General features: G+C 70.7%; 21 protein-coding genes and 1 pseudogene. 12 read left to right on the forward strand and 10 right to left on the reverse strand.

Annotation, left to right across the window (positions count from 1 at the left end; translation table 11 throughout):
• Positions 1-2 precede the first annotated feature (2 nt).
• The gene (locus tag ACZ59A_RS35315; protein ID WP_470967369.1) at positions 3-1,373 is read right to left on the reverse strand and encodes a ferredoxin reductase family protein; all 1,371 of its coding nucleotides are present in this window, start codon (positions 1,371-1,373) and stop codon (positions 3-5) included.
• 244 nt (positions 1,374-1,617) lie between these two features.
• On the opposite strand from ACZ59A_RS35315, the pseudogene ACZ59A_RS35320 reads away from it, so the two are divergent.
• Both ACZ59A_RS35320 and ACZ59A_RS35325 read left to right on the forward strand, forming a co-directional pair.
• A pseudogene (locus ACZ59A_RS35320) lies at positions 1,618-1,833 on the forward strand (MFS transporter); the annotation flags it as partial.
• A gap of 137 nt (positions 1,834-1,970) precedes the next feature.
• The gene (locus ACZ59A_RS35325; RefSeq protein WP_470967371.1) at positions 1,971-2,507 is read left to right on the forward strand and encodes a hypothetical protein; all 537 of its coding nucleotides are present in this window, start codon (positions 1,971-1,973) and stop codon (positions 2,505-2,507) included.
• On the opposite strand, the gene ACZ59A_RS35330 is transcribed toward ACZ59A_RS35325, so the two are convergent.
• The 4 genes from ACZ59A_RS35330 to ACZ59A_RS35345 all read right to left on the reverse strand — a co-directional run bounded on the left by ACZ59A_RS35330 (position 2,488) and on the right by ACZ59A_RS35345 (position 6,032).
• On the reverse strand, positions 2,488-3,642 hold the full coding sequence (locus ACZ59A_RS35330; RefSeq protein ID WP_470967374.1) for a Cmx/CmrA family chloramphenicol efflux MFS transporter: 1,155 nt from the start codon (positions 3,640-3,642) through the stop codon (positions 2,488-2,490). The two genes, ACZ59A_RS35325 and ACZ59A_RS35330, sit on opposite strands and share 20 nt — an antisense overlap.
• Positions 3,643-3,842: 200 nt before the next feature.
• On the reverse strand, positions 3,843-4,760 hold the full coding sequence (locus ACZ59A_RS35335; protein ID WP_470967376.1) for a hypothetical protein: 918 nt from the start codon (positions 4,758-4,760) through the stop codon (positions 3,843-3,845).
• 184 nt (positions 4,761-4,944) lie between these two features.
• Complete coding sequence (locus tag ACZ59A_RS35340) at positions 4,945-5,202, reverse strand: DUF397 domain-containing protein (protein WP_470967378.1); 258 nt, start codon at positions 5,200-5,202, stop codon at positions 4,945-4,947.
• Positions 5,199-6,032, reverse strand: coding sequence for a helix-turn-helix domain-containing protein (locus ACZ59A_RS35345; protein WP_470967380.1), 834 nt, complete (start codon positions 6,030-6,032; stop codon positions 5,199-5,201). The genes ACZ59A_RS35340 and ACZ59A_RS35345 overlap by 4 nt, the downstream gene beginning before the upstream one ends.
• On the opposite strand from ACZ59A_RS35345, the gene ACZ59A_RS35350 reads away from it, so the two are divergent.
• Positions 6,022-6,417: an ATP-binding protein gene (locus tag ACZ59A_RS35350; RefSeq protein WP_470967383.1), complete on the forward strand. Its 396-nt coding sequence runs from the start codon at positions 6,022-6,024 to the stop codon at positions 6,415-6,417. The genes ACZ59A_RS35345 and ACZ59A_RS35350 overlap by 11 nt on opposite strands.
• Here the strand turns inward: ACZ59A_RS35350 and ACZ59A_RS35355 are convergent.
• Entirely contained in the window at positions 6,392-6,637 is a 246-nt protein-coding gene (locus tag ACZ59A_RS35355) for a hypothetical protein (RefSeq protein ID WP_470967385.1), read from the reverse strand. The two genes, ACZ59A_RS35350 and ACZ59A_RS35355, sit on opposite strands and share 26 nt — an antisense overlap.
• 397 nt (positions 6,638-7,034) lie before the next feature.
• On the opposite strand from ACZ59A_RS35355, the gene ACZ59A_RS35360 reads away from it, so the two are divergent.
• The 3 genes from ACZ59A_RS35360 (at position 7,035) to ACZ59A_RS35370 (ending at position 10,714) form a co-directional block, all read left to right on the forward strand.
• Entirely contained in the window at positions 7,035-8,231 is a 1,197-nt protein-coding gene (locus ACZ59A_RS35360) for an argininosuccinate synthase (protein WP_470967388.1), read from the forward strand.
• Positions 8,232-8,330: 99 nt separating this feature from the next.
• Complete coding sequence (gene argH / locus ACZ59A_RS35365; RefSeq protein ID WP_470967390.1) at positions 8,331-9,761, forward strand: argininosuccinate lyase; 1,431 nt, start codon at positions 8,331-8,333, stop codon at positions 9,759-9,761.
• A complete protein-coding gene (locus ACZ59A_RS35370) occupies positions 9,761-10,714 on the forward strand; it encodes an aldo/keto reductase (protein ID WP_470967695.1) in 954 nt (317 codons plus the stop codon). Before argH ends, ACZ59A_RS35370 begins: the two co-directional genes overlap by 1 nt.
• A 206-nt stretch (positions 10,715-10,920) precedes the next feature.
• Here ACZ59A_RS35370 and ACZ59A_RS35375 read toward each other — a convergent pair whose 3' ends face one another.
• Positions 10,921-11,748 carry an alpha/beta fold hydrolase gene (locus tag ACZ59A_RS35375; protein ID WP_470967392.1) on the reverse strand — a complete coding sequence of 276 codons (828 nt, stop codon included), beginning with the start codon at positions 11,746-11,748 and terminating at the stop codon, positions 10,921-10,923.
• A 133-nt stretch (positions 11,749-11,881) separates the two neighbouring features.
• On the reverse strand, positions 11,882-12,514 hold the full coding sequence (locus tag ACZ59A_RS35380) for a lysophospholipid acyltransferase family protein (protein WP_468046981.1): 633 nt from the start codon (positions 12,512-12,514) through the stop codon (positions 11,882-11,884).
• A 303-nt stretch (positions 12,515-12,817) separates the two neighbouring features.
• On the opposite strand from ACZ59A_RS35380, the gene ACZ59A_RS35385 reads away from it, so the two are divergent.
• The 3 genes from ACZ59A_RS35385 (at position 12,818) to ACZ59A_RS35395 (ending at position 15,246) form a co-directional block, all read left to right on the forward strand.
• On the forward strand, positions 12,818-13,978 hold the full coding sequence (locus tag ACZ59A_RS35385) for a glycerophosphodiester phosphodiesterase (RefSeq protein WP_470967394.1): 1,161 nt from the start codon (positions 12,818-12,820) through the stop codon (positions 13,976-13,978).
• Positions 13,979-14,091: 113 nt separating this feature from the next.
• Positions 14,092-14,625: a sigma-70 family RNA polymerase sigma factor gene (locus tag ACZ59A_RS35390; RefSeq protein ID WP_470967397.1), complete on the forward strand. Its 534-nt coding sequence runs from the start codon at positions 14,092-14,094 to the stop codon at positions 14,623-14,625.
• Positions 14,626-14,742: 117 nt separating this feature from the next.
• Positions 14,743-15,246, forward strand: coding sequence for a GNAT family N-acetyltransferase (locus ACZ59A_RS35395; protein WP_470967399.1), 504 nt, complete (start codon positions 14,743-14,745; stop codon positions 15,244-15,246).
• 102 nt (positions 15,247-15,348) lie between these two features.
• Here ACZ59A_RS35395 and ACZ59A_RS35400 read toward each other — a convergent pair whose 3' ends face one another.
• Positions 15,349-15,693, reverse strand: a complete 345-nt coding sequence (locus ACZ59A_RS35400) for a hypothetical protein (protein ID WP_470967698.1) — start codon at positions 15,691-15,693, stop codon at positions 15,349-15,351.
• Positions 15,694-15,742: 49 nt separating this feature from the next.
• Positions 15,743-16,111 (reverse strand): hypothetical protein, encoded by a 369-nt coding sequence (locus tag ACZ59A_RS35405; RefSeq protein WP_470967401.1) that lies wholly within the window; start codon positions 16,109-16,111, stop codon positions 15,743-15,745.
• A gap of 121 nt (positions 16,112-16,232) precedes the next feature.
• On the opposite strand from ACZ59A_RS35405, the gene ACZ59A_RS35410 reads away from it, so the two are divergent.
• The 3 genes from ACZ59A_RS35410 to ACZ59A_RS35420 all read left to right on the forward strand — a co-directional run bounded on the left by ACZ59A_RS35410 (position 16,233) and on the right by ACZ59A_RS35420 (position 19,167).
• A complete protein-coding gene (locus ACZ59A_RS35410; protein WP_470967404.1) occupies positions 16,233-16,877 on the forward strand; it encodes an HAD-IA family hydrolase in 645 nt (214 codons plus the stop codon).
• A 428-nt stretch (positions 16,878-17,305) separates the two neighbouring features.
• Positions 17,306-18,349 (forward strand): methionine ABC transporter ATP-binding protein, encoded by a 1,044-nt coding sequence (locus ACZ59A_RS35415; RefSeq protein WP_470967407.1) that lies wholly within the window; start codon positions 17,306-17,308, stop codon positions 18,347-18,349.
• Positions 18,346-19,167, forward strand: coding sequence for a methionine ABC transporter permease (locus tag ACZ59A_RS35420; protein WP_470967410.1), 822 nt, complete (start codon positions 18,346-18,348; stop codon positions 19,165-19,167). The genes ACZ59A_RS35415 and ACZ59A_RS35420 overlap by 4 nt, the downstream gene beginning before the upstream one ends.
• Positions 19,168-19,172 lie beyond the last annotated feature (5 nt).

Below are 19,172 nucleotides of genomic sequence, written 5' to 3' on the forward strand. Positions count from 1 at the left end.
GGTCACAGCTCGAAGGATTCATGATGGATACGGCGGTCCGGGACCCCCGCGTCGTGCAGCGCCTCGTACGCGTGCTCGGTCAGGCCCGGGGGCCCGCACAGATAGACGTCGTGCTCGTCGATGTCGGGCAGCAGCGCCCGCAGCCGCTCCGCGCTGATCTCCGGCCGGGCCCCGTCCGGGCCGTTGACGGCGTACAGCAGCCGGGCGTCCCGCTCGGTCGCGATCTGCTTCAGCTCGCCCCACAGCGCCAGGTCCTCGACGGTCCGGGCGCGGTAGAGCAGGGTCAGGTCGCCGCGCTTGCCGGGCAGCGTCTCGAACAGGGCCCGGATCGGGGTGATGCCCGCCCCACCGGCGATCATCAGCACCTTGCCCTGGCTGCGCCGGGACGCGGTCATCGCCCCGTACGGCCCCTCGGCCCACACCCTGGTCCCCGGCTTCAGCTCGGCGAGTCCCGTGCTGTGCCCGCCCACCGCCTTCACTGTGATCCGCAGCAGATTGGGCCGGGGCGGGGCGGACAGCGAGTACGGATGGGAACCCCACCGCAGCCCCGGGGCCAGGAACCGCCACCGGAAGAACTGCCCCGCTTCCGCGCCGATCCGGTGCAGCTTGCGCCCCTTGATCAGCACCGAGACGATCCCGGGCGCCTCCTGGACGACCGCCTCCACCCGCATCCGGTGCCGCAGGTTCAGCCGTAGCGGCACCAGTAGCCGGTACCAGATCGCCAGCGCGCTGACCACGCCGTACAGCACGTACCACGCCGTCTGGGCCGTCATGTCGCCCACGAACTCGGCGCCGTTGCTGAGCTGGTGCCAGAAGGTCAGGAAGACGGCCGCGTACGTGAGCAGATGCAGGTAGTACCAGACCTCGTACGGAATCCTCCGGCGCACCATCCCCGCCGAGATCAGCCCGATCACCACGAGCGTCACCGTCCCGGCGGTCGCTTCGAGCATGTCGGGGAACGTGAGCACCATGGTCTCGGTCTGCGCGACGAACGAGGTGCCCGCCTGGGTCGCGTATCCCGCGATGATCAGGCCGACGTGAGCGAGGATCAGGCACAGCGCGTACCGCCCGCTCATCGCGTGCCACCGCGCCACCCGGTCCGACCCCACCCGCCGCTCCAGCGCGGGAACCCGCGCCATCTGCAGCACCACCAGCGCCAGGACATACCCGGCGAGCAGCCCGCTGAGCCGCCCGGCGCCGTTCAGCCAGGCGGCGTTGCCGGTGACGTTCGGGGTGTTCATCCACCACAGGGACAGCACCGCGGCCGCCCCTGCCCAGCTCAGCAGCACCAGCGGCACGGCGGGGGAGCGCCGTGGCCGAATTTGGCGCAAGGCCAGCCGTCGACCGGCCCGGCTGTTCAAAAGCGTCGTCACGGCCCGTCCCCTTCCTATGGGCTCCGGTGCACAGGGGTACGGGCGGGAGCGGGGGATGACTCAAAGGCCGACGAGATTCACAAGTTTGCGTCGAGGAGCGGTCTGTTGAGGCGGGTGTGGTTACGGGACGTGCGCGGTGAGGGCAGCCACCGCGGCCGCTACGTCCTGGCGGGGCATGGGGTGCTCGTCCATCGAGTTGTGGATGTGGAGCCCTTCCACCAGGGCGTCGAGGGCTCGGAAGGTTCCCGTGGCCCTCTCCGCCGCAGGTGATTCCGGCCCCGACTCCGCCGCCCGCGTCAGCCTGGCGGCCACGATCGGCTACCTCGCCTTCCTCGTCGGCCCACCCGGTCTGGGCTTCCTCGGCGACCACTACGGACTGAGCGCCGCCATGATCGCCGTCCTCGGCTTCGTCATGATCGCGATTTTCCTCGCCCCCGCGGCCGGAACACGCCGCACCTGAGCCGCCCCGGGGGGGGCGAGTTGGCCAGCGGCTCCAGCCGCTCCCAACACCCGCCGCCACCTGCGGAATCCGAGGCGCCGACGCCGCAGGCCGGGGCCGTATGATCGCTGACCACGTCGTTCGTTGTAAGGAATCGCATGTCAATGCCGCCCCCGCCGCAGGGGAACCCGTACGCGTCCGCACCACCGCAGGGGAATCCGTACGCCTCCGCACCGCCCCAGGGGAATCCGTACGCCGCCCCCCAGGCCCCGATGCCCGGTTACCACGGCCAGCCGATGGCCGGGGTGCCGCAGGTGCCCGCCTGCCGCGTCTGCGCGGCGTACCCGGCGGCGGAGGTCACCATCCGCGGCCACATCGGCTTGCTGCTGATGATGCGGTTCCAGAAGTGGCAGGGGCCGTTCTGCCGGACCTGCGGTACGGCGCTGCGCCGCACCGCGACGACGAACACGCTGTGGCAGGGCTGGTGGAGCCCGTTCTCGCTGTTCATCTTCAACCCGTACACGATCATCAACAACCTGGTGGTGCGCGGGAAGCTCAACAAGCTCCCGGAGCCGGGACCCGTTCCCCACGGAACGCGTCCCGACCCCGGAGTGTCCGTACTTCAGCGCCCGGCGGCGTACGTGGCGCTGCTGCCCATCCTCTGGATCCTGTTCCTCATCGTCCGCGGCGGCTAGCCAGCCCCGCACGCGCGAGGCCCGCCACGGCGAAGGCCAGCGCCACCAGCAGCGCGCTCACCCAGACCGGCGAACGGTAGCCGAGCCCCGCGCCCAGGGTGAGCCCGCCCAGGGCCGGACCGACCGCCGCCCCCACATTGAGGGCGGCGGTCGCGAACGCCCCGCCCAGCGCGGGCGCTTCGGCCGCCGCGTACAGCGCCCGCGTGATCAGCGTCGAGCCGACACCGAACGACAGCGCCCCCTGTACGAGCACCAGCACGACCGCCAACGCCGGGCGGCCCGCGCCCACCGACAGCAACAGCCAGCCGACCAGCAGGGCCAGCCCGCCCGGCACCAGCACCAGCAGCGGCCGGGCATCCGACCACCGCCCGGCGACGGTCACCCCGGCGAACGACCCGATCCCGAAGAGCGCCAGCACGACCGGCACCCAGGCATCCCCGAGGCCGCTCACATTGGTGACGAGCGGCGTGAGGTAGGTGAAGGTGCAGAAGGTCGCGGCGTTCACCAGCATCCCGAGGCCCAGCGTGATGAGCAGCCGGGGGTCGCGCAGCGCGCGCAGCTCACCGCGTGCGCTCGGCGCCTCCGCCGCTTCGGCACGCGGAACCGACCGCACGATGGCGAACAGCGCCGGTACGGAGACGAGCGCCACCGCCCAGAACGCCGAACGCCACCCCCAGACCTGCCCCAGCACGGCCCCGGCCGGAACCCCGGCCACACACGCGAGGGTGACCCCGCCCAGCAGCGCGGACGTGGCCCGCCCCTTGGCGGCCGACGGGACCATTCCGGTCGCCGTCGCGAGCCCCACGGCCAGGAACCCGGCATTGGCCAGCGCCCCCAGCACCCGGGTGGCCAGCAGCACGGCAAAGCTGGTGGTGAGCGCGCCGACGACATGGACGGCCATGAAGGCCGTCAGAAACACCAGCAGCGCGCGGCGCTGCGGCCACCGCATGCTGAGGACCGCCATCAGGGGCGCCCCCACGATCATCCCCACGGCGAACGCCGACGTCAGCGCGCCCGCGGCGGGGATGGACACATTCAGATCGCTTGCGATGTCCGGGCCCAGGCCGGACAGCATGAATTCGGATGTCCCTTGGGCGAAGACCGCCAGTCCGAGGACATAGATGGCAAAAGGCATGAAGGCTCCACGCATCGGTTACCGCATGAGAAGGACCGATGACCGGCAGCCCGGTGGTCGCGGTGAGGCATCAATGCCTCAGCGCGGTATGGGTGAAGACGCCACCGAACGACCGGTGGCTAGAGCCTGGATGCCTCGGGACTGGACATGCGGGTCACCCTAACAGCCACGGCCCATGCGGCAGATCTTGGAGAACAAGCTCAGAGTCTGGCCATGTGCAGGCGTTGGCAGCCGCGAAGCCGGTGCTTTCGACCGGAGTCGCAGACTTCGAACCACACGTCCTTCATGCCGTAGTGGACGCTGTCCTTGCCCGCGTCGGGTTCGCCGTCGGGGTTGTCCGTGAGAGTGGTGGTGTGGGTTCCGAGACGGTCCTCGTAGTGCATGCGCAGGGTTCCGCCCCAGCCGTCCCGCTCGGTTTCGTGCTGGTCCCGGGAGTACGGCATGACGTACTCGATGCCGTACCAACCGTCCCGGGTCTCCCAGTTCCGGTAGCCGATGCTGGCTGCCGTCGAGCCGTTGGCGCTACTCGCTTCGAAGAGGGTGAACCCGCCCTCGGACTCCTGAGCCGATCCGGTGGGCAAGGAAGTCGTCGCGGTGGTGGGGGGCTTGAGCGTGCCATGCCGATAGAGGATTGCCATCCCCCAGGCACCCAGACCCAGCGCCGCCACCAGGGCCGCACCCAGCGTCAGAAGAGCTCTGCCCCGCGGAAAGCCCGACGGGGTGCTGTGCTCGCGGCTCGCCTCGACTTCATGAGAGTCGTCTGCTCGGCTTTCGCGGGAGACCGCAGGGGCTACGTCGTCGCTCTTCGGCGGTGCCGATTGCTCCCGCGCGGCGATTCTGTCCCGCGCCTCTAGCCACACCTCCATCAGCTCCCCGTCTCCGCATGCCTTCACGAAGGCGGCCAGTTGGCCGTGGCTCGGGACGGCGTCCCGGCTCAGCAGTACGGAGGCGGTGCTGCGCGGCAGCGCGTCCCCGGACGCTGCCGCGCGCATTTCCAGCTGCCGGTAGGACATCCGGGAATCGCTCTTCAACTGGCGCAGTGCCTTCATGAAGGCGGACAGGTCGGTGATCTCTTCAAGAGCCTGCCGTCGAGAGTGACTCATGAAGTCGATGGTCACGTTCTCGCGTGCGAGAGAGCAACGTAGATATCCGCCAATCACGATACGAATAGAGATTGCCGTGAATCCACGGCTTTACCCCCATGTGGGCGGAACCCTGGACAGCGGGCTGACCTGCATGGACACCCACACGGCGTCCTGGACACGTCCAGGACGCCGGGCCCGCAGTCGACTCCTTGCGGCTTTACGACACGCCCTGATCTGCCGCCGTGTTCACGATGAAGGTGGTCCATGCGGTGGGGGAGAAGGCGAGCTGGGGCCCCTGCTTGTCCTTGGAGTCCCGCACGTGGATGGTGTTTTCAGGGCAGGTGGCGACCTCGACGCATTCGTCGCCGTCGCCACCGCTGTACGTGGACTTGTGCCAGGAGAGGGCCACCTCGACGCAACTGTCGCCATCACCTCCGCTGTAGCTGCTCTTGAACCAGGCCAGTTCGCTGCTCATAGCGCTCCTTGGATCTCCTTCAGCAGGCTCACGGAGTCCTCAGGGGTAAGAGCCTGTGAGCGCAGTTTCGCATAGCGCATCTGGAGAACGCTGACCTCTTTGCGGTCACGGATCAGCATGCCGCTGCGCTGACCTTCGGTGTAGCCGAACCACTCGTTGTCCGGGGTTTCTAGCAGCTGCATGGGGCCGTCCAGCCCGGCGTGGTGCTCCTGCACGATCGGGATGATCTGGATCTGGAGGTTGCGGAGTTTCGCGCACTCCAGCACATGGTCGATGAGTTCCCGAGTGGTCTCCGTTCCTCCAGTCCGCCGCCGAAACAGCACCTCCTCGACGATGAAGCTGAACGCGGTGTTCGGCCTCTCCTTGAGCAGGCGCATTCGCTCCTGTCGAGCGGTGAGCTGGATTTCGATCTGCTTGTCGGCCAACGGCGGCACCCTGTCGCGGAAGACGGCCCTGGCGTACGCCTCCGTCTGCAACAGGCCCGGAACGACCCGGCACTCGTACGTACACAGGCTGATCGCCGTCTCCTCCAGCGTGGCCCACTGGTTGAACCACGCCGCCAACCCCGGCTTCCGCACCAGACAATTCGCCGCCGCCCGCAGGACCCCGAACGCATCGAGAACATCCTCCGCCCGGTCCACGTACTCCCGCTGCGGGAACCGCCGCCCCTGTTCGATCGAGGCCTGCGTCTGGACGGAGTACTGGAGCAGCGGGGCCAGCTGCTCCTGCGTATAGCCCGCCCGCTCGCGGAAGACCTTGACGATTGCCCCGAACGTCTTGAGGCTGTCCGAGGACTCCGGTGCGTTGTTGTTGCCCGTGTTGTCCGCCATCGCGGCCACCTCCGGTGGTGCCATCCGTACGCAGCTGGACGAGTGGGGGTTTCCGTTCCGCAGCGAGCCGTCCGACCTCGTCGCCGCGATCGTGGCCGAGCTGGCGGCGAACGCCGTCACTCACGGCCGCGTCCCCGGCCGGGACTTCGAGGTCCAGCTGTCGCGCACCGAAGCCACGCTCCGCGTCGCGGTCGCGGACACCCGTTCCGAGGGGCGTCCGCCGGTCGGCGGCGCACCGGTCGCGCCCCCGCCGGATTCCGAGACCGGCCGGGGCCTGCTGCTGGTCGAGGGGCTCGCCGCGCGCTGGGGCGTGGCGGAGCGTCAGGGGCCGGGCAAGACGGTCTGGGCCGAGATCGACCTCACTTGCCGTGGTGACCGAACTTGATCGGATAGGAGACGGTGGAGCGCGGAACCGGCTTCTTGGTGCCCTTCTTCTTGTCGTCCGTCTTCGCATCCTTCTGGAAGTGGATGGGGTACCGCCCTGTCTGATGCGGCTGGGGCGACTTGCCGTCGCCCTTGTCGTCGCTGTTGCCATGGCCGTTGATCCACAGGACCCCGACCACGACCACGCCGAAGATCAGCATCTGGTTCTTCTTGTCCGCCACCCTCTGAGACTTCCCGTAACCGACCGAGGTGATGTTGCCCTGTGCCCGCGTTCTCGGTGGCGTCCGAGGGGTGGCCGGAGGGTCAGCGCGACCAGGGTGCCGTAGCGGCGGGCTGCCTCCCGGTCGAAGGGGATGGTCGAAAACATGCCCTCGATGTCCGCCACACGCTGCGCCCGCGTCAGCGTCTCAACCGGATCCGCCGTCATCGCGACGCCTCGGGTCAGCTCGGCGAGGACGACGGACGACAGAGGGGATGGCGGCTTCCACCGGGAGGCACCCTGTCCTCGTCGCCGAAGAGCGGAGGAGGGCCGACACCCCGCTGAGCAGCCGCGTTGACGAAACATACGGGCCAATGCATACTTATGCCAGTCAGTGCATGGAGCGTAAGGAGAAACCCGTGACCGAGCGCGTCGTACTCGCCTACTCGGGCGGCCTGGACACCTCCGTCGCCATCGGCTGGATCGCCGAGGAGACGGGCGCCGAGGTCATCGCCGTTGCCGTGGATGTCGGCCAGGGCGGTGAGGACCTGGATGTCATCCGTAAGCGCGCGCTCGCCTGTGGGGCGGTCGAGGCGGAGGTCGCGGACGCCAAGGATGAGTTCGCCGACGAGTACTGCCTCCCGGCGATCAAGGCGAACGCCCTGTACATGGACCGCTACCCGCTGGTCTCGGCGCTCTCCCGGCCCACGATCGTCAAGCACCTCGTCGCCGCCGCCCACAAGCACGGCGCCACGACCGTCGCCCACGGCTGCACCGGCAAGGGCAACGACCAGGTGCGGTTCGAGGCGGGCATCTCCTCCCTCGCGCCGGATCTGAAGTGCATCGCCCCGGTCCGGGACTACGCGATGACGCGGGACAAGGCCATCGCCTTCTGTGAGGCGAAGAGCCTGCCGATCGCGACGACCAAGAAGTCGCCGTACTCGATCGACCAGAACGTCTTCGGGCGGGCCGTCGAGACCGGCTTCCTGGAGGACATCTGGAACGCGCCGATCGAGGACGTGTACGAGTACACCTCGAACCCGGCCACCCAGCGGGACGCCGACGAGGTCGTCATCACCTTCAAGGCGGGCGTCCCGGTGGCCATCGACGGCCAGCCCGTGACCGTCCTGCAGGCCATCCAGCAGCTCAACGAGCGGGCCGGGGCGCAGGGCGTCGGGCGGATCGACATGGTCGAGGACCGGCTCGTCGGCATCAAGTCCCGGGAGGTCTACGAGGCCCCCGGCGCCATCGCGCTGATCACCGCGCACCAGGAGCTGGAGAGCGTCACCGTCGAGCGCGAGCTGGCCCGCTACAAGCGGCAGGTCGAGCAGCGGTGGGGCGAGCTGGTCTACGACGGTCTGTGGTTCTCGCCGCTCAAGCGGGCGCTGGACGGCTTCATCACCGAGGCGAACGAGCAGGTCACCGGCGAGATCCGGATGACCCTGCACGGGGGCCGGGCCGTCGTCACCGGCCGGAAGTCGGACCAGTCGCTGTACGACTTCAACCTGGCGACCTACGACACGGGCGACACGTTCGACCAGTCGCTGTCCAAGGGCTTCATCGAGATCTTCGGCATGTCCAGCAAGATCGCCGCGAAGCGGGACCTTCAGCAGTAGCCTGCGTAGTCACGCATCGCCACACCGCCTTCCCGCCCCCGTGGCGGGAAGGCGGTCGCACAATCAGCCCGCACCATCACAGCCTTGAGGAGCAACACCGTGAGCAACGGCAGCAGCGGCGACGTTCGGCTCTGGGGCGGCCGCTTCGCCGACGGGCCGGCCGAGGCGCTGGAGAAGCTCAGCGCCTCCGTGCACTTCGACTGGCGCCTGGCGCCGTACGACATCGCCGGTTCCCGTGCCCACGCCCGGGTGCTCCACGCGGCCGATCTGCTGACCGCCGACGAGCTGGAGCGGATGCTCGCCGGGCTCGACCGGCTGGAGGCCGATGTCGCCTCCGGTGACTTCACCGGCACCATCGCCGACGAGGACGTGCACACCGCGCTGGAGCGCGGGCTGCTGGAGCGGGTCGGCCCCGACCTCGGCGGCAAGCTGCGGGCCGGGCGGTCCCGGAACGACCAGATCGCCACGCTCTTCCGGATGTACCTGCGCGACCACGCCCGGATCATCGGCGGCCTGATCGCCGACCTCCAGGAGGCGCTGGTCGGGCTCGCCGAGGCGCACCCGGACGTCGCGATGCCCGGCCGCACCCACCTCCAGCACGCGCAGCCGGTGCTCTTCGCCCACCACGTCCTCGCCCATGTGCAGCCGCTGGCGCGGAACGCGGAGCGGCTGCGGCAGTGGGACGAGCGGACGGCCGTCTCGCCGTACGGATCGGGCGCGCTCGCCGGGTCCTCGCTCGGCCTCGACCCGCAGGCCGTCGCCGCCGACCTGGGCTTCGAGCACGGCTCAGTCGCCAACTCGCTCGACGGCACGGCGTCCCGCGACTTCGTCGCCGAGTTCGGCTTCATCACCGCGATGATCGGCGTCGATCTGTCGCGGATCGCGGAGGAGATCATCATCTGGAACACGAAGGAGTTCTCCTTCGTGACCCTCCACGACGCCTTCTCCACCGGCTCGTCGATCATGCCGCAGAAGAAGAACCCGGACATCGCCGAGCTGGCGCGCGGCAAGTCCGGCCGTCTCATCGGCAACCTCACCGGGCTGCTGGCCACGCTGAAGGCCCTGCCGCTCGCGTACAACCGCGACCTGCAGGAGGACAAGGAGCCGGTCTTCGACTCCTGCGACCAGCTGGAGATCCTGCTTCCCGCCTTCACCGGCATGATGGCGACGCTGACCGTCCACCGGGAGCGGATGGAGGAGCTGGCCCCGGCCGGGTTCTCGCTCGCCACCGACATCGCTGAGTGGCTGGTCCGGCAGGGCGTGCCGTTCCGGGTGGCCCACGAGGTCGCGGGCGCGTGCGTCAAGGAGTGCGAGCTGACCGGGATCGAGCTGGACGAGCTGACGGACGAGCAGTTCGCGAAGATCTCCCCGCATCTGACCCCCGAGGTGCGCGGCGTGCTCAACGTGCCGGGCGCGCTGGCCTCGCGCAGCGGGCGCGGCGGTACGGCCCCGTCGGCCGTGGCCGCGCAGCTGACCGAGGTCAAGACGGACCTCGCCGTGCAGCGCGCGTGGGCGGACGCGAAGCGCTGATGTCCCGCTTCCTCGCCGAGGCCGCCGCCGCCACGCCCGTGTCCCGGATCGGGCTCGGCCTGGCGGCGGTCGGCCGCCCCGGCTACATCAACCTCGGCCGCGACCGGGACCTCCCGTCCGACCGCACGGTCGAGGCCATGCGGCGCCGCTCGCACGAGCTGCTGGACGCCGCGTATGCGGCGGGCGTGCGCTATCTGGACGCGGCCCGCTCGTACGGGCGGGCCGAGGAGTTCCTCGCCGACTGGCTGCGCGTTGACCGGCCCGGTGTGGTGGTCGGCAGCAAGTGGGGCTACACGTATGTCGCCGACTGGCGTACGGACGCCGATGCCCATGAGGTCAAGGACCACTCCCCGGCCACGTACGACCGCCAGCGCGAGGAGACCCGTGCCCTCCTCGGCGACCACCTGGACCTGTACCAGATCCACTCCGTGACCCCGGACAGCCCCGCCCTCACCGACCCCGCCCTCCACGCGCGGCTGGCCCAGCTTGCGGCGGAGGGCGTCACGGTCGGCATCTCCACCAGCGGGCCCGCGCAGGGCGACGCGATTCGCGCGGCGCTGGCGGTCGAGGTGGACGGGCAGCCGCTGTTCCGTACGGTCCAGAGCACGTACAACGTGCTGGAGCCGTCGGCCGGGCCCGCGCTGGCGGAGGCGCATGCGGCGGGGCGGGCCGTGATCGTCAAGGAGGCCATGGCCAATGGCCGCCTGGCCGGTGCCGGTGCGCCGCTGGAACTTCGCCGGTTGGCGGAGCGGACCGGTGTGGGTGTGGACGCCGTCGCTCTGGCGGCGGTGCTGCGGCAGCCGTGGGTGACGGTGGCCCTGTCGGGGGCGGCGACGGAGGCCCAGCTGCGCTCGAACTTGGTGGCGGCGGGGCTTGATGTCCCCGCTGCGCTGGATGTGGCGGAGCCGCCGGAGCAGTACTGGCGGACGAGGTCGTCCCTCCCCTGGTCCTGACCGGGAGCTGTTGGGGGCTCCGCCCCCAAACCCCCGCTCCTCAATCGCCGGAGGGGCTGGATATGCCACAGGTTGTGGGCAATCGTTCCGCGAGGGGGCACCTCCCAGCGGTAGCTGGGGGAGGGACGGGTGGGCACACCCCGGCCACCGGCCCGCACTCGGCGGCGAAACCCCAGGGGGCAACGCCCCGGCCCGCACCCCGCGCGCTACGCGTCCATCGGCAGCGAGGCCAGGAATCGGCCCACGGCCCACGCGTACTCCTTCGGCGCGTCGTCGTGGATCCAGTGCCCGCACCCCGCGAACTCCCGCAGCGTCGTGCGCGGCCGCAGCCGCGCCATCTCCCGGGCGTGGCCCGGGGGCAGCAGCGAGCTGTGTTCGCCGTGCATCAGCAGGGCCGGGCAGGCCGAGCCGAGCCACTCGGACCAGAAGTCGCCCCGCATGGCCTCCTGGGAGGCCATCATGTGGGCCGGTTCGAACAGCAGTCGCCAGCCGCCCGACGCCCGGTCCCGCTCCGCGCTGTCGAGGAAGTACGAGGCGTCGTGGATCCCACGGGACTCGATCTGGGCGCGAAGAGAGTCGCGGTCGGCGGCCCAGGTCGGCCAGCCGGAGACATCGAGCACGGGGTGGGCGACCACCGGACGGTCCGTCACGGCGCCGATGTCCTCGATGACGAGGGCGCTGACCAGATCGGGGTGCCGCGCCGCGAGGGCGTACGCGGCGACCGCGCCCGTCGAGTGGGCGACGACCGGCACCGGGCCGGGGCGCAGCTCGTCCAGCAGGGCGGCGGCGTCGGCGACGTACTCGTCCAGGGTGAACGGCCCGCCGCCCCCGGTCAGCCCGTGACCCCGCTGGTCGAGCGCTATCACCCGATGGGCGGGGGCCAGGGCGGCGGCCAGCGGCGCGTACATCCGGCCGCGGCCGAAGTGCCCGTGCAGGGCGAGGACCGGGGTCCCCGGGCCGCCGAAGTCGGTGAGGGCGAACCGACGACCTCGGAGAGACACGAAGTCGGGGGATGGCACGGTCAAAGTCGTCACCCGCGGCACGGTAGTGGCCGTCCCGGGCACGAGACCAGTGCGTCGGAACGCCCTACCGACGGTGACAGGACAATGACCGGAACTGCAAGAAGAAGGACAGAAGCTGACACTTCGAGGTCAGTATCCGGCCGCCTCAGGCCGCGGCTTTCGCCTTCGTTGCGTAGATGTCCACGTACTCCTGACCGGACAGCCGCATGACCTCGCTCATGACCTCGTCGGTCACCGCCCGCAGCACGTACCGGTCGCGGTCCATGCCCTCGTAGCGGGTGAACTCCAGCGGCTCGCCGAACCGCACCGCCACCCGCCCGGGCCGCGGCAGCCCCTTGCCGCCCGGCTGGAGCCGGTCGGTGCCGATCATGGCGAACGGCACCACCGGCGCGCCGGTCATCAGGGTCAGCCGGGCGATGCCGGTGCGGCCGCGGTAGAGGCGGCCGTCGGGGGAGCGGGTGCCCTCGGGGTAGATGCCGAAGACCCTGCCCTCCTCCAGCACCCGGCGGCCGGTCATCAGCGCGGCGACGCCGCCGTGCCCGCCGTCCCGGTCGACCGGGATCATGCCGACGCCGGTGAAGAACCAGGCCATCAGGCGCCCCTTGAGGCCCTTGCCCGTCACGTACTCGTCCTTGCCGATGAAGAAGACCTGACGGTCGCAGACGAGCGGCAGGATCACCGAGTCGATGAACGTGAGGTGATTCCCGGCGAGGATCACCGGACCGGAGCCGGGAATGCGCTCCGCGCCCTCGACCCGTGGACGGAACATGAGGCGCATCAGCGGACCGAGTACTGCCTTCAGGAACACGAAACGGGACAACGGGCCCTCCGGTCGGCGTCAAGGTCGGGGGCGCTCGCCGTACGGACCGTCAACCCGGTGCCGCACACAAGCGCCGATGAGGACGATACTCGCCGGTCAGCTCGCGTCGCACACCGGGTTCACCCACCTGATACGCAGTGTTGACACCCGTTTCCCCCGCGTTTCGTCGCAGGTCTCCCCCCGGAAAGGCACACCCCCCTACCATCAGCCCGTTCTCTGACAGGAATTGACGGGTGCTGGACACCAGAGCGAGGAGTGCTCATGGAGCGCGAACAGCGCGAGCAACAGCCCGGGCGGCGCGTCCTTCTGGGGGCCGCGGCCCTCGGTGCGGGTGCGATGGCCCTGGGCGGCGCGGGCACGGCCGCCGCCGCCGAGGCGGGTGCGGGGCCGGGGAAGCCCGGGCCGGTGCGCGGGCTGCCGGTGCCGACGGTGATCGGCCACCGTGGCGCGTCCGGTTACCGCCCCGAGCACACGCTCGGCTCGTACCAGCTCGCGCTGGACATGGGCGCGGACATCGTGGAGCAGGACCTCGTCCCCACCAAGGACGGGCATCTGGTGTGCCGTCACGAGAACGACATCACGGCCACCACCGACGTCTCCGCCCACCCGGAGTTCGCCGACCGCAAGACCACCAAGACGGTCGACGGCACCAAGCTGACCGGCTGGTTCACCGAGGACTTCACGCTGGCCGAGCTGAAGACGCTGCGCGCCAAGGAGCGCATCCCCGGCAACCGCCAGCGCAACACCCTCTACGACGGCCGCTGGGAGGTGCCCACCTTCGAAGAGGTGCTCCAGTGGGCCGAGCGCGAGGGCCGCGAGCGGGGCCGCCGGGTCTGGCTGTACGTCGAGACCAAGCACCCCACCTACTTCCGCAAGCTGGGCCTCGGCCTGGAGGAGCGGGTGGCCAAGCTGCTCCGTAAGTACGGACGCCACAAGAAGGACGCGGCGCTCTTCCTCCAGTCCTTCGAGCCGAGCAGCATCCAGCGGCTGCGCAAGCTGGTCGCCACCCCGTCGGTCGTGCTGCTGTCCACCATGACCAGCCGCCCGTGGGACTTCGTCGAGGCCAACGACCCGCGGACGGTCGCGGACCTCGTCAAGCCCGAGGGCCTGAAGTGGATCGCGAGCTACGCCCAGGGCATCGGTCCCGACCTGTCGGTGATCATCCCGCGCACGCCCGACGGCAAGCTCGGCACGCCGACCAGCGTGGTCAAGGACGCGCACGCGGCCGGGCTGGTCCTGCACCCGTACACGATGCGCAACGAGAACACCTTCCTCCCAGCGGACTTCCGCCGCGGCAGCGACCCCAACGCGTACGGGGACGCCTTCGGCGCCTTCAAGGCGTACTTCGACACCGGCATCGACGGAATCTTCTCCGACAACCCGGACACCGCCCTGCTCGCGGCGGCGGACTTCCGTAAGTAAGGGGTCCGGCGGGCCGCGCCCCGAGCGTCAAGGCGCGGCCCGCCGCCTCCCCGGTCGGGTGAGAGACCCACGGCCCGGCAACCGCCTGCCGAGCGCGTCACGTCCCGCCCGGCATGGAGCTTGTGGAGCAACTCCGTCCGCTGCTCGCCGCCGAGGCGGCGGCAGAGGCGTACGGCGTGGGGGTCGAACCCGCCGAGCTGGAGCAGGCCGTCTGGCTGCGGCTGCTGGAGCGCACCCGGGCCGGCGGCCCGCCGCCCCAGCCCGCGCGCTGGCTGCGCCACGCGGTCCGGGCCGAGGTGCGCGGCGCCCGGCGCCGGGCGCGCTGGGAGGTCCCGTACGACCCGGTCGGCGGCGGCCCGCCGAGCGGCGCCGACCCCCGCCCCGAACCCCGGCCCGCCGAGCACGCCGCGCTCACCGCCGAGGCCGGGCGCGCGCTGCGCGCCGTGGTGCGGCGGCTGCCCGGCCGCTGTCCGAGGGTGCTCGGGGTGATGCTGACCCGGCCCGATCTGACATATCGCGAGATCGCGGGTGAGTTGGGTATCTCACAGGGCAGTCTGGGCCCGGTACGTTCCCGATGTCTGGGTTGCCTGCGCAGAATGCTCACGGCGGAGATTGCGGCTCCTGAACCGTGGGGAAAGGAGCGTTAGACAATCGGCGCCCGGGAGGCGGCCACAACCAGGTGGCGCCTCCTATCCAGGCAATGAACCCCGGTCGCTCCTACCCTCAGGCGGCCGGTGGACCGAGAAAAGGGGAGGCATGCGCACATGGGCATGAGCGTGACCATCTCCGCGGCGACCGCGGACGACGCCGAGCAGATCCTCAAGCTCCAGTACCTGTGTTATCAGGGTGAGGCCGAGCTCTACGGGGACTACTCCATCGAGCCGCTGACGCAGACGCTCGACGACCTGCGCGCCGAACTGGGCCAGGGCTGTGTGCTGGTGGCCCGGCTCGGCGAGGAGGTCGTCGGCTCGGTCCGGGGCTCCGTCGACGACAAGGGCACGGCGGCCATCGGCAAGCTCATCGTCCACCCGCGGATGCAGCGGCACGGGCTCGGCGGGCGGCTGCTCGCGGCGATCGAGGGCCAGCTGTCGGAGGAGCGCGCCGCGAAGCGCTACCGCCTGGCGACCGGGCACCGCAGCGACGGCAACCTCCGCCTGTACCGCAAGTACGGCTACGCGCAGGTCGGCACCCAGGAGGTCAACCGCCGCCTGAGCCTGGTCACCCTGGAGAAGGACGCCGCGATGTCGGCCTTCGCCGCCAGCGCGTAAGCCCTCCGGGCGGTGGCAAGGTCGGACGGGCTGGGAAACCAGCCCGTCCGCCGTTTCCGGTCACGATCCAGCCCCTCCGGGCAGTACCACCCAGCCCCACCGTCAGGCGCGGCGGCGGAGCCACATGAGGCCCGTTACCGGCAGGAAGATCGGGATGAACAGGTAGCCCATCCCGTAGTCCGACCACACCGTCTGGTCGGGGAAGGCGGAAGGGTCGACGAGGGTCCACGTGCCGACCGTCAGGACACCCAGCAGCTCCGCCCCGCAGCACACCATCGCCGCCTTCCGGGCGCCCTCCCCGCCCCGCACCAGCGAGACCGTGATGAAGGCGTACACCGCGGCGGAGACCGCCGAGAGGATGTAGGCGAGCGGCGCCTCGTCGTACTGGGCGATCAGCTGGTAGACCGAGCGCGACGCCGCGGCCACCGTGAAGACCCCGTAGAGCATCACCAGCAGCCGCCCGGGCCCCTGCCCGAGCCTCGTACCCGTACTCGACTCAGCCACCCACGCCTCCCCAGATGTCGTACAGCCGTACCTCCAGCACCGCCAGCACCACGGCCGCGGCCGCGACCGTCGCCGAACCCCAGCGGGTCCGCTCCGCCAACGACATGAACGCCGCGATCGGCACGGCCAGCGCCGAGCCCACCAGGTAGGCGACGAAGATCGCCACGCCCTGCTCGGGTTTGTCGCCCTGGGCCAGCCGCACGACGCCGATGACCAGCTGGGCGATGGCCAGCAGGGACACCACGGCCATGCCGATGAAGTGCCAGTCCTTGGTGGGCTCGTCGCGGTAGGCGGCGAAGCCGCACCACGCGGCGAGCGCGAGGGCGGCCGCACCGAGCACGGCGGTCAGCGGGTCGATCAACGGGACCTCCGCCAACGGAGCCGCCGCGCGGTGCGGTCCCGCACACAGGGGGTGACAAGCATGGGACGACTGTAATCGGCCCGAATGACCACGCGGCGATCGGCCCCGTACGCTGCGCCCCATGAAGATCACCGCTGACGCGCTCCTGTTCGACAACGACGGAACCCTCGTCTCCTCCATGGAGTCCGTGGTCCGCTGCTGGACCCGCTGGGCCGCGGAGTACGGCGTGACGGAGGAGTTCGCCCGGGTCGAGCTGCACGGCCGCCCGGCGAGCGACATCATCGGTGATCTGCTCCCCGCCGACCGCGTCGCGGAGGCCCGTCGGCGCATCGACGAGCTGGAGGTCGAGGACGTCCCCGGCGGGGTGCGGCTGCTGCCCGGCACCCTCGACTTGCTGGCCGGGCTGCCGCAGGACCGCTGGGCCGTGGTGACCTCCGCGGGCCGCGCGCTGGCCGAGGCGCGCCTCGCCGAGGCCGGGATACGCCCGGGGCTGCTGATCACCGCGGACGACATCACCCGCGGCAAGCCGGACCCCGAGCCGTTCCTGCTGGCCGCCGGGAAGCTGGGCGCCGACCCGGCCCGCTGCGTGGTCTTCGAGGACGCCCCGGCCGGGCTCGCCGCCGCCCGGGCCGCCGGGATGCGGACCGTGGCGTTGACCACAACGACCAGCCGGGACGAGCTGGACGCCGACATCGTGGTGGCGGACCTGTCGGCCGTGTCGGCGCGGGCCGTCGACGGGGGAGTGGAGATCGTCGCGGGGGAGTGACCCCCGACCGGACCCGACCGACCCCGACCGGAAACGAACCCCTATTGTCCACGGACTGGACTTCTCCGTCCATCATGCGGACATGCTTGATCCGCCAATAAGGGTCTCTGGTTTACTGGCGGCCATGACCACGACGAGCTGCCGCACCCCTGCGACCGAGGCGATGACGACGCCCGGTGCTCGTTGTCGGTGTCGAATGTGTGACCGCTGAGGGCCCCCGCCTGAGCCTCGCGCCCCGAAGCGAGACCGGCTGAGCCATGTCCGCGCGCCTCGCGCGCGGAACCGGCCTGCCCCGCGTCACCGGACCCCGAGCCGCGCCCGCGCCCACACACCGCGCGCACGCCCTCGGCACGCCCACGCCGCTTCCGTAAGGAATGAACCGTGCCCGGCGGCACAACCGCCCTGCACTCAACAGTGACGGAAACCCTGTGATCACGACTTCGGACCTGACAAAGGTCTACCGCTCACGAGGCCGCGAGGTCACCGCCCTCGACGGCGTCGATCTGCATGTCCGCGAGGGTGAGGTGTACGGCGTCGTCGGTCAGAGCGGCGCCGGGAAGTCCACCCTCATCCGCTGCGTCAACCTCCTGGAGCGCCCCACCTCCGGCACGGTCACCGTGGCCGGTCAGGACCTCACGGCGCTCGGCGGGCGGGGGCAACGCGCGGGTTCCGCGCTGCGCCAGGCGCGCAGCCGGATCGGCATGGTCTTCCAGCACTTCAACCTGCTCTCCTCGCGCACGGTGCGCGACAACGTCGAGCTGCCGCTGGAGATCCTCGGCGTCTCCGGCAAGGAGCGCACCCGCAAGGCCCTGGAACTGCTGGACCTGGTCGGCCTCGCCGACAAGGCCAAGGCGTACCCCGCGCAGCTCTCCGGCGGCCAGAAGCAGCGCGTCGGCATCGCCCGAGCGCTCGCGGGCGACCCCAAGGTGCTGCTGTCCGACGAGGCGACCTCCGCGCTCGACCCCGAGACCACCCGCTCGATCCTCCAGCTGCTGCGCGACCTCAACCGGCAGCTGGGCCTCACCGTGCTGCTGATCACGCACGAGATGGACGTCGTCAAGACGATCTGCGACTCGGCCGCGCTGATGAGCGACGGGCGGATCGTGGAGTCCGGCACGGTCACCGAGCTGCTGGGCACCCCCGGCTCGCAGCTGGCACAGGAGCTGTTCCCGGTCGGCGGGGTGCCCTCGGCCGAGGACCGCACGGTCGTGGACGTGACGTTCCAGGGCGAGGCCGCCGCCAAGCCGGTGATCTCCCAGCTGTCCCGTACGTACAACATCGACATCTCGATCCTCGGTGCCGCGATGGACACCGTCGGCGGCAACCAGGTCGGCCGGATGCGCATCGAGCTGCCCGGCCCGTTCGAGGAGAACGTCGTGCCGATCGGCTTCCTGCGCGAGCAGGGCCTGCAGGTCGACGTGGCCGACGTGGACGCGTCGAAGACCGCCGTGCTCAAGGAGGGCGCCAAGTGACCTGGTCCGAGATGCAGCCCCTGTTGCAGCAGGCATGTCTGGAGACGCTCTGGATGGTCGGCTGGTCGGCGGCCATCGCGATCCTCGGCGGGCTGCCGCTCGGCGTGCTCCTGGTGCTCACCGACCGGGGCGGCGTGCTGCCGAACGTGGTCGTGAACAAGGTCGTCGGCCAGGTGGTCAACATCGCGCGCTCGATGCCGTTCATCATCCTCATGGTCGCGCTGATCTCCTTCACCCGGGCGATCGTGGGCACCACCATCGGCCCCGCGGCCGCGATCGTGCCGCTGGCGATCGGCGCCATCCCCTTCTACGCCCGGCTCGTGGAGACCTCGGTGCGCGAGGTCGACGGCGGGCTGGTGGAGGCCGTGCAGGCGATGGGCGGCTCCACCTGGACCGTCGTACGCAAGGTCCTGCTGCCCGAGTCGCTGCCGTCGCTGATCTCCAGCGCGACCACCACGATCGTCGCGCTCATCGGCTACTCGGCGATGGCGGGCACGGTCGGCGCGGGCGGTCTGGGCGACCTCGCCGTCCGCTACGGCTACCAGCGGTTCGAGACCCAGCTGATGTGGGTCACCGTGGCCATCCTCGCGGTGGTGATCTCCGTCATCCAGTTCGCGGGCGACGTCGCGGCCCGCGCGCTCTCCCACCGCGGCCCCGGCTCGGCCGCGCCCCGGCTGGTGCTGCTGCGCTCCCGGAAGACCCGGAGCGCCGGTACCGCCGAGACCCCGGCCGCCGAGAAGGCCGACCAGGCCGACAAGGCCGACCAGACCGGGACCGACGAGCCGGGCGAGCCCGCCCAGCTGACCAAGACTCCCTGATCTCC

This window comes from Streptomyces sp. NPDC040405 (assembly GCF_055595765.1).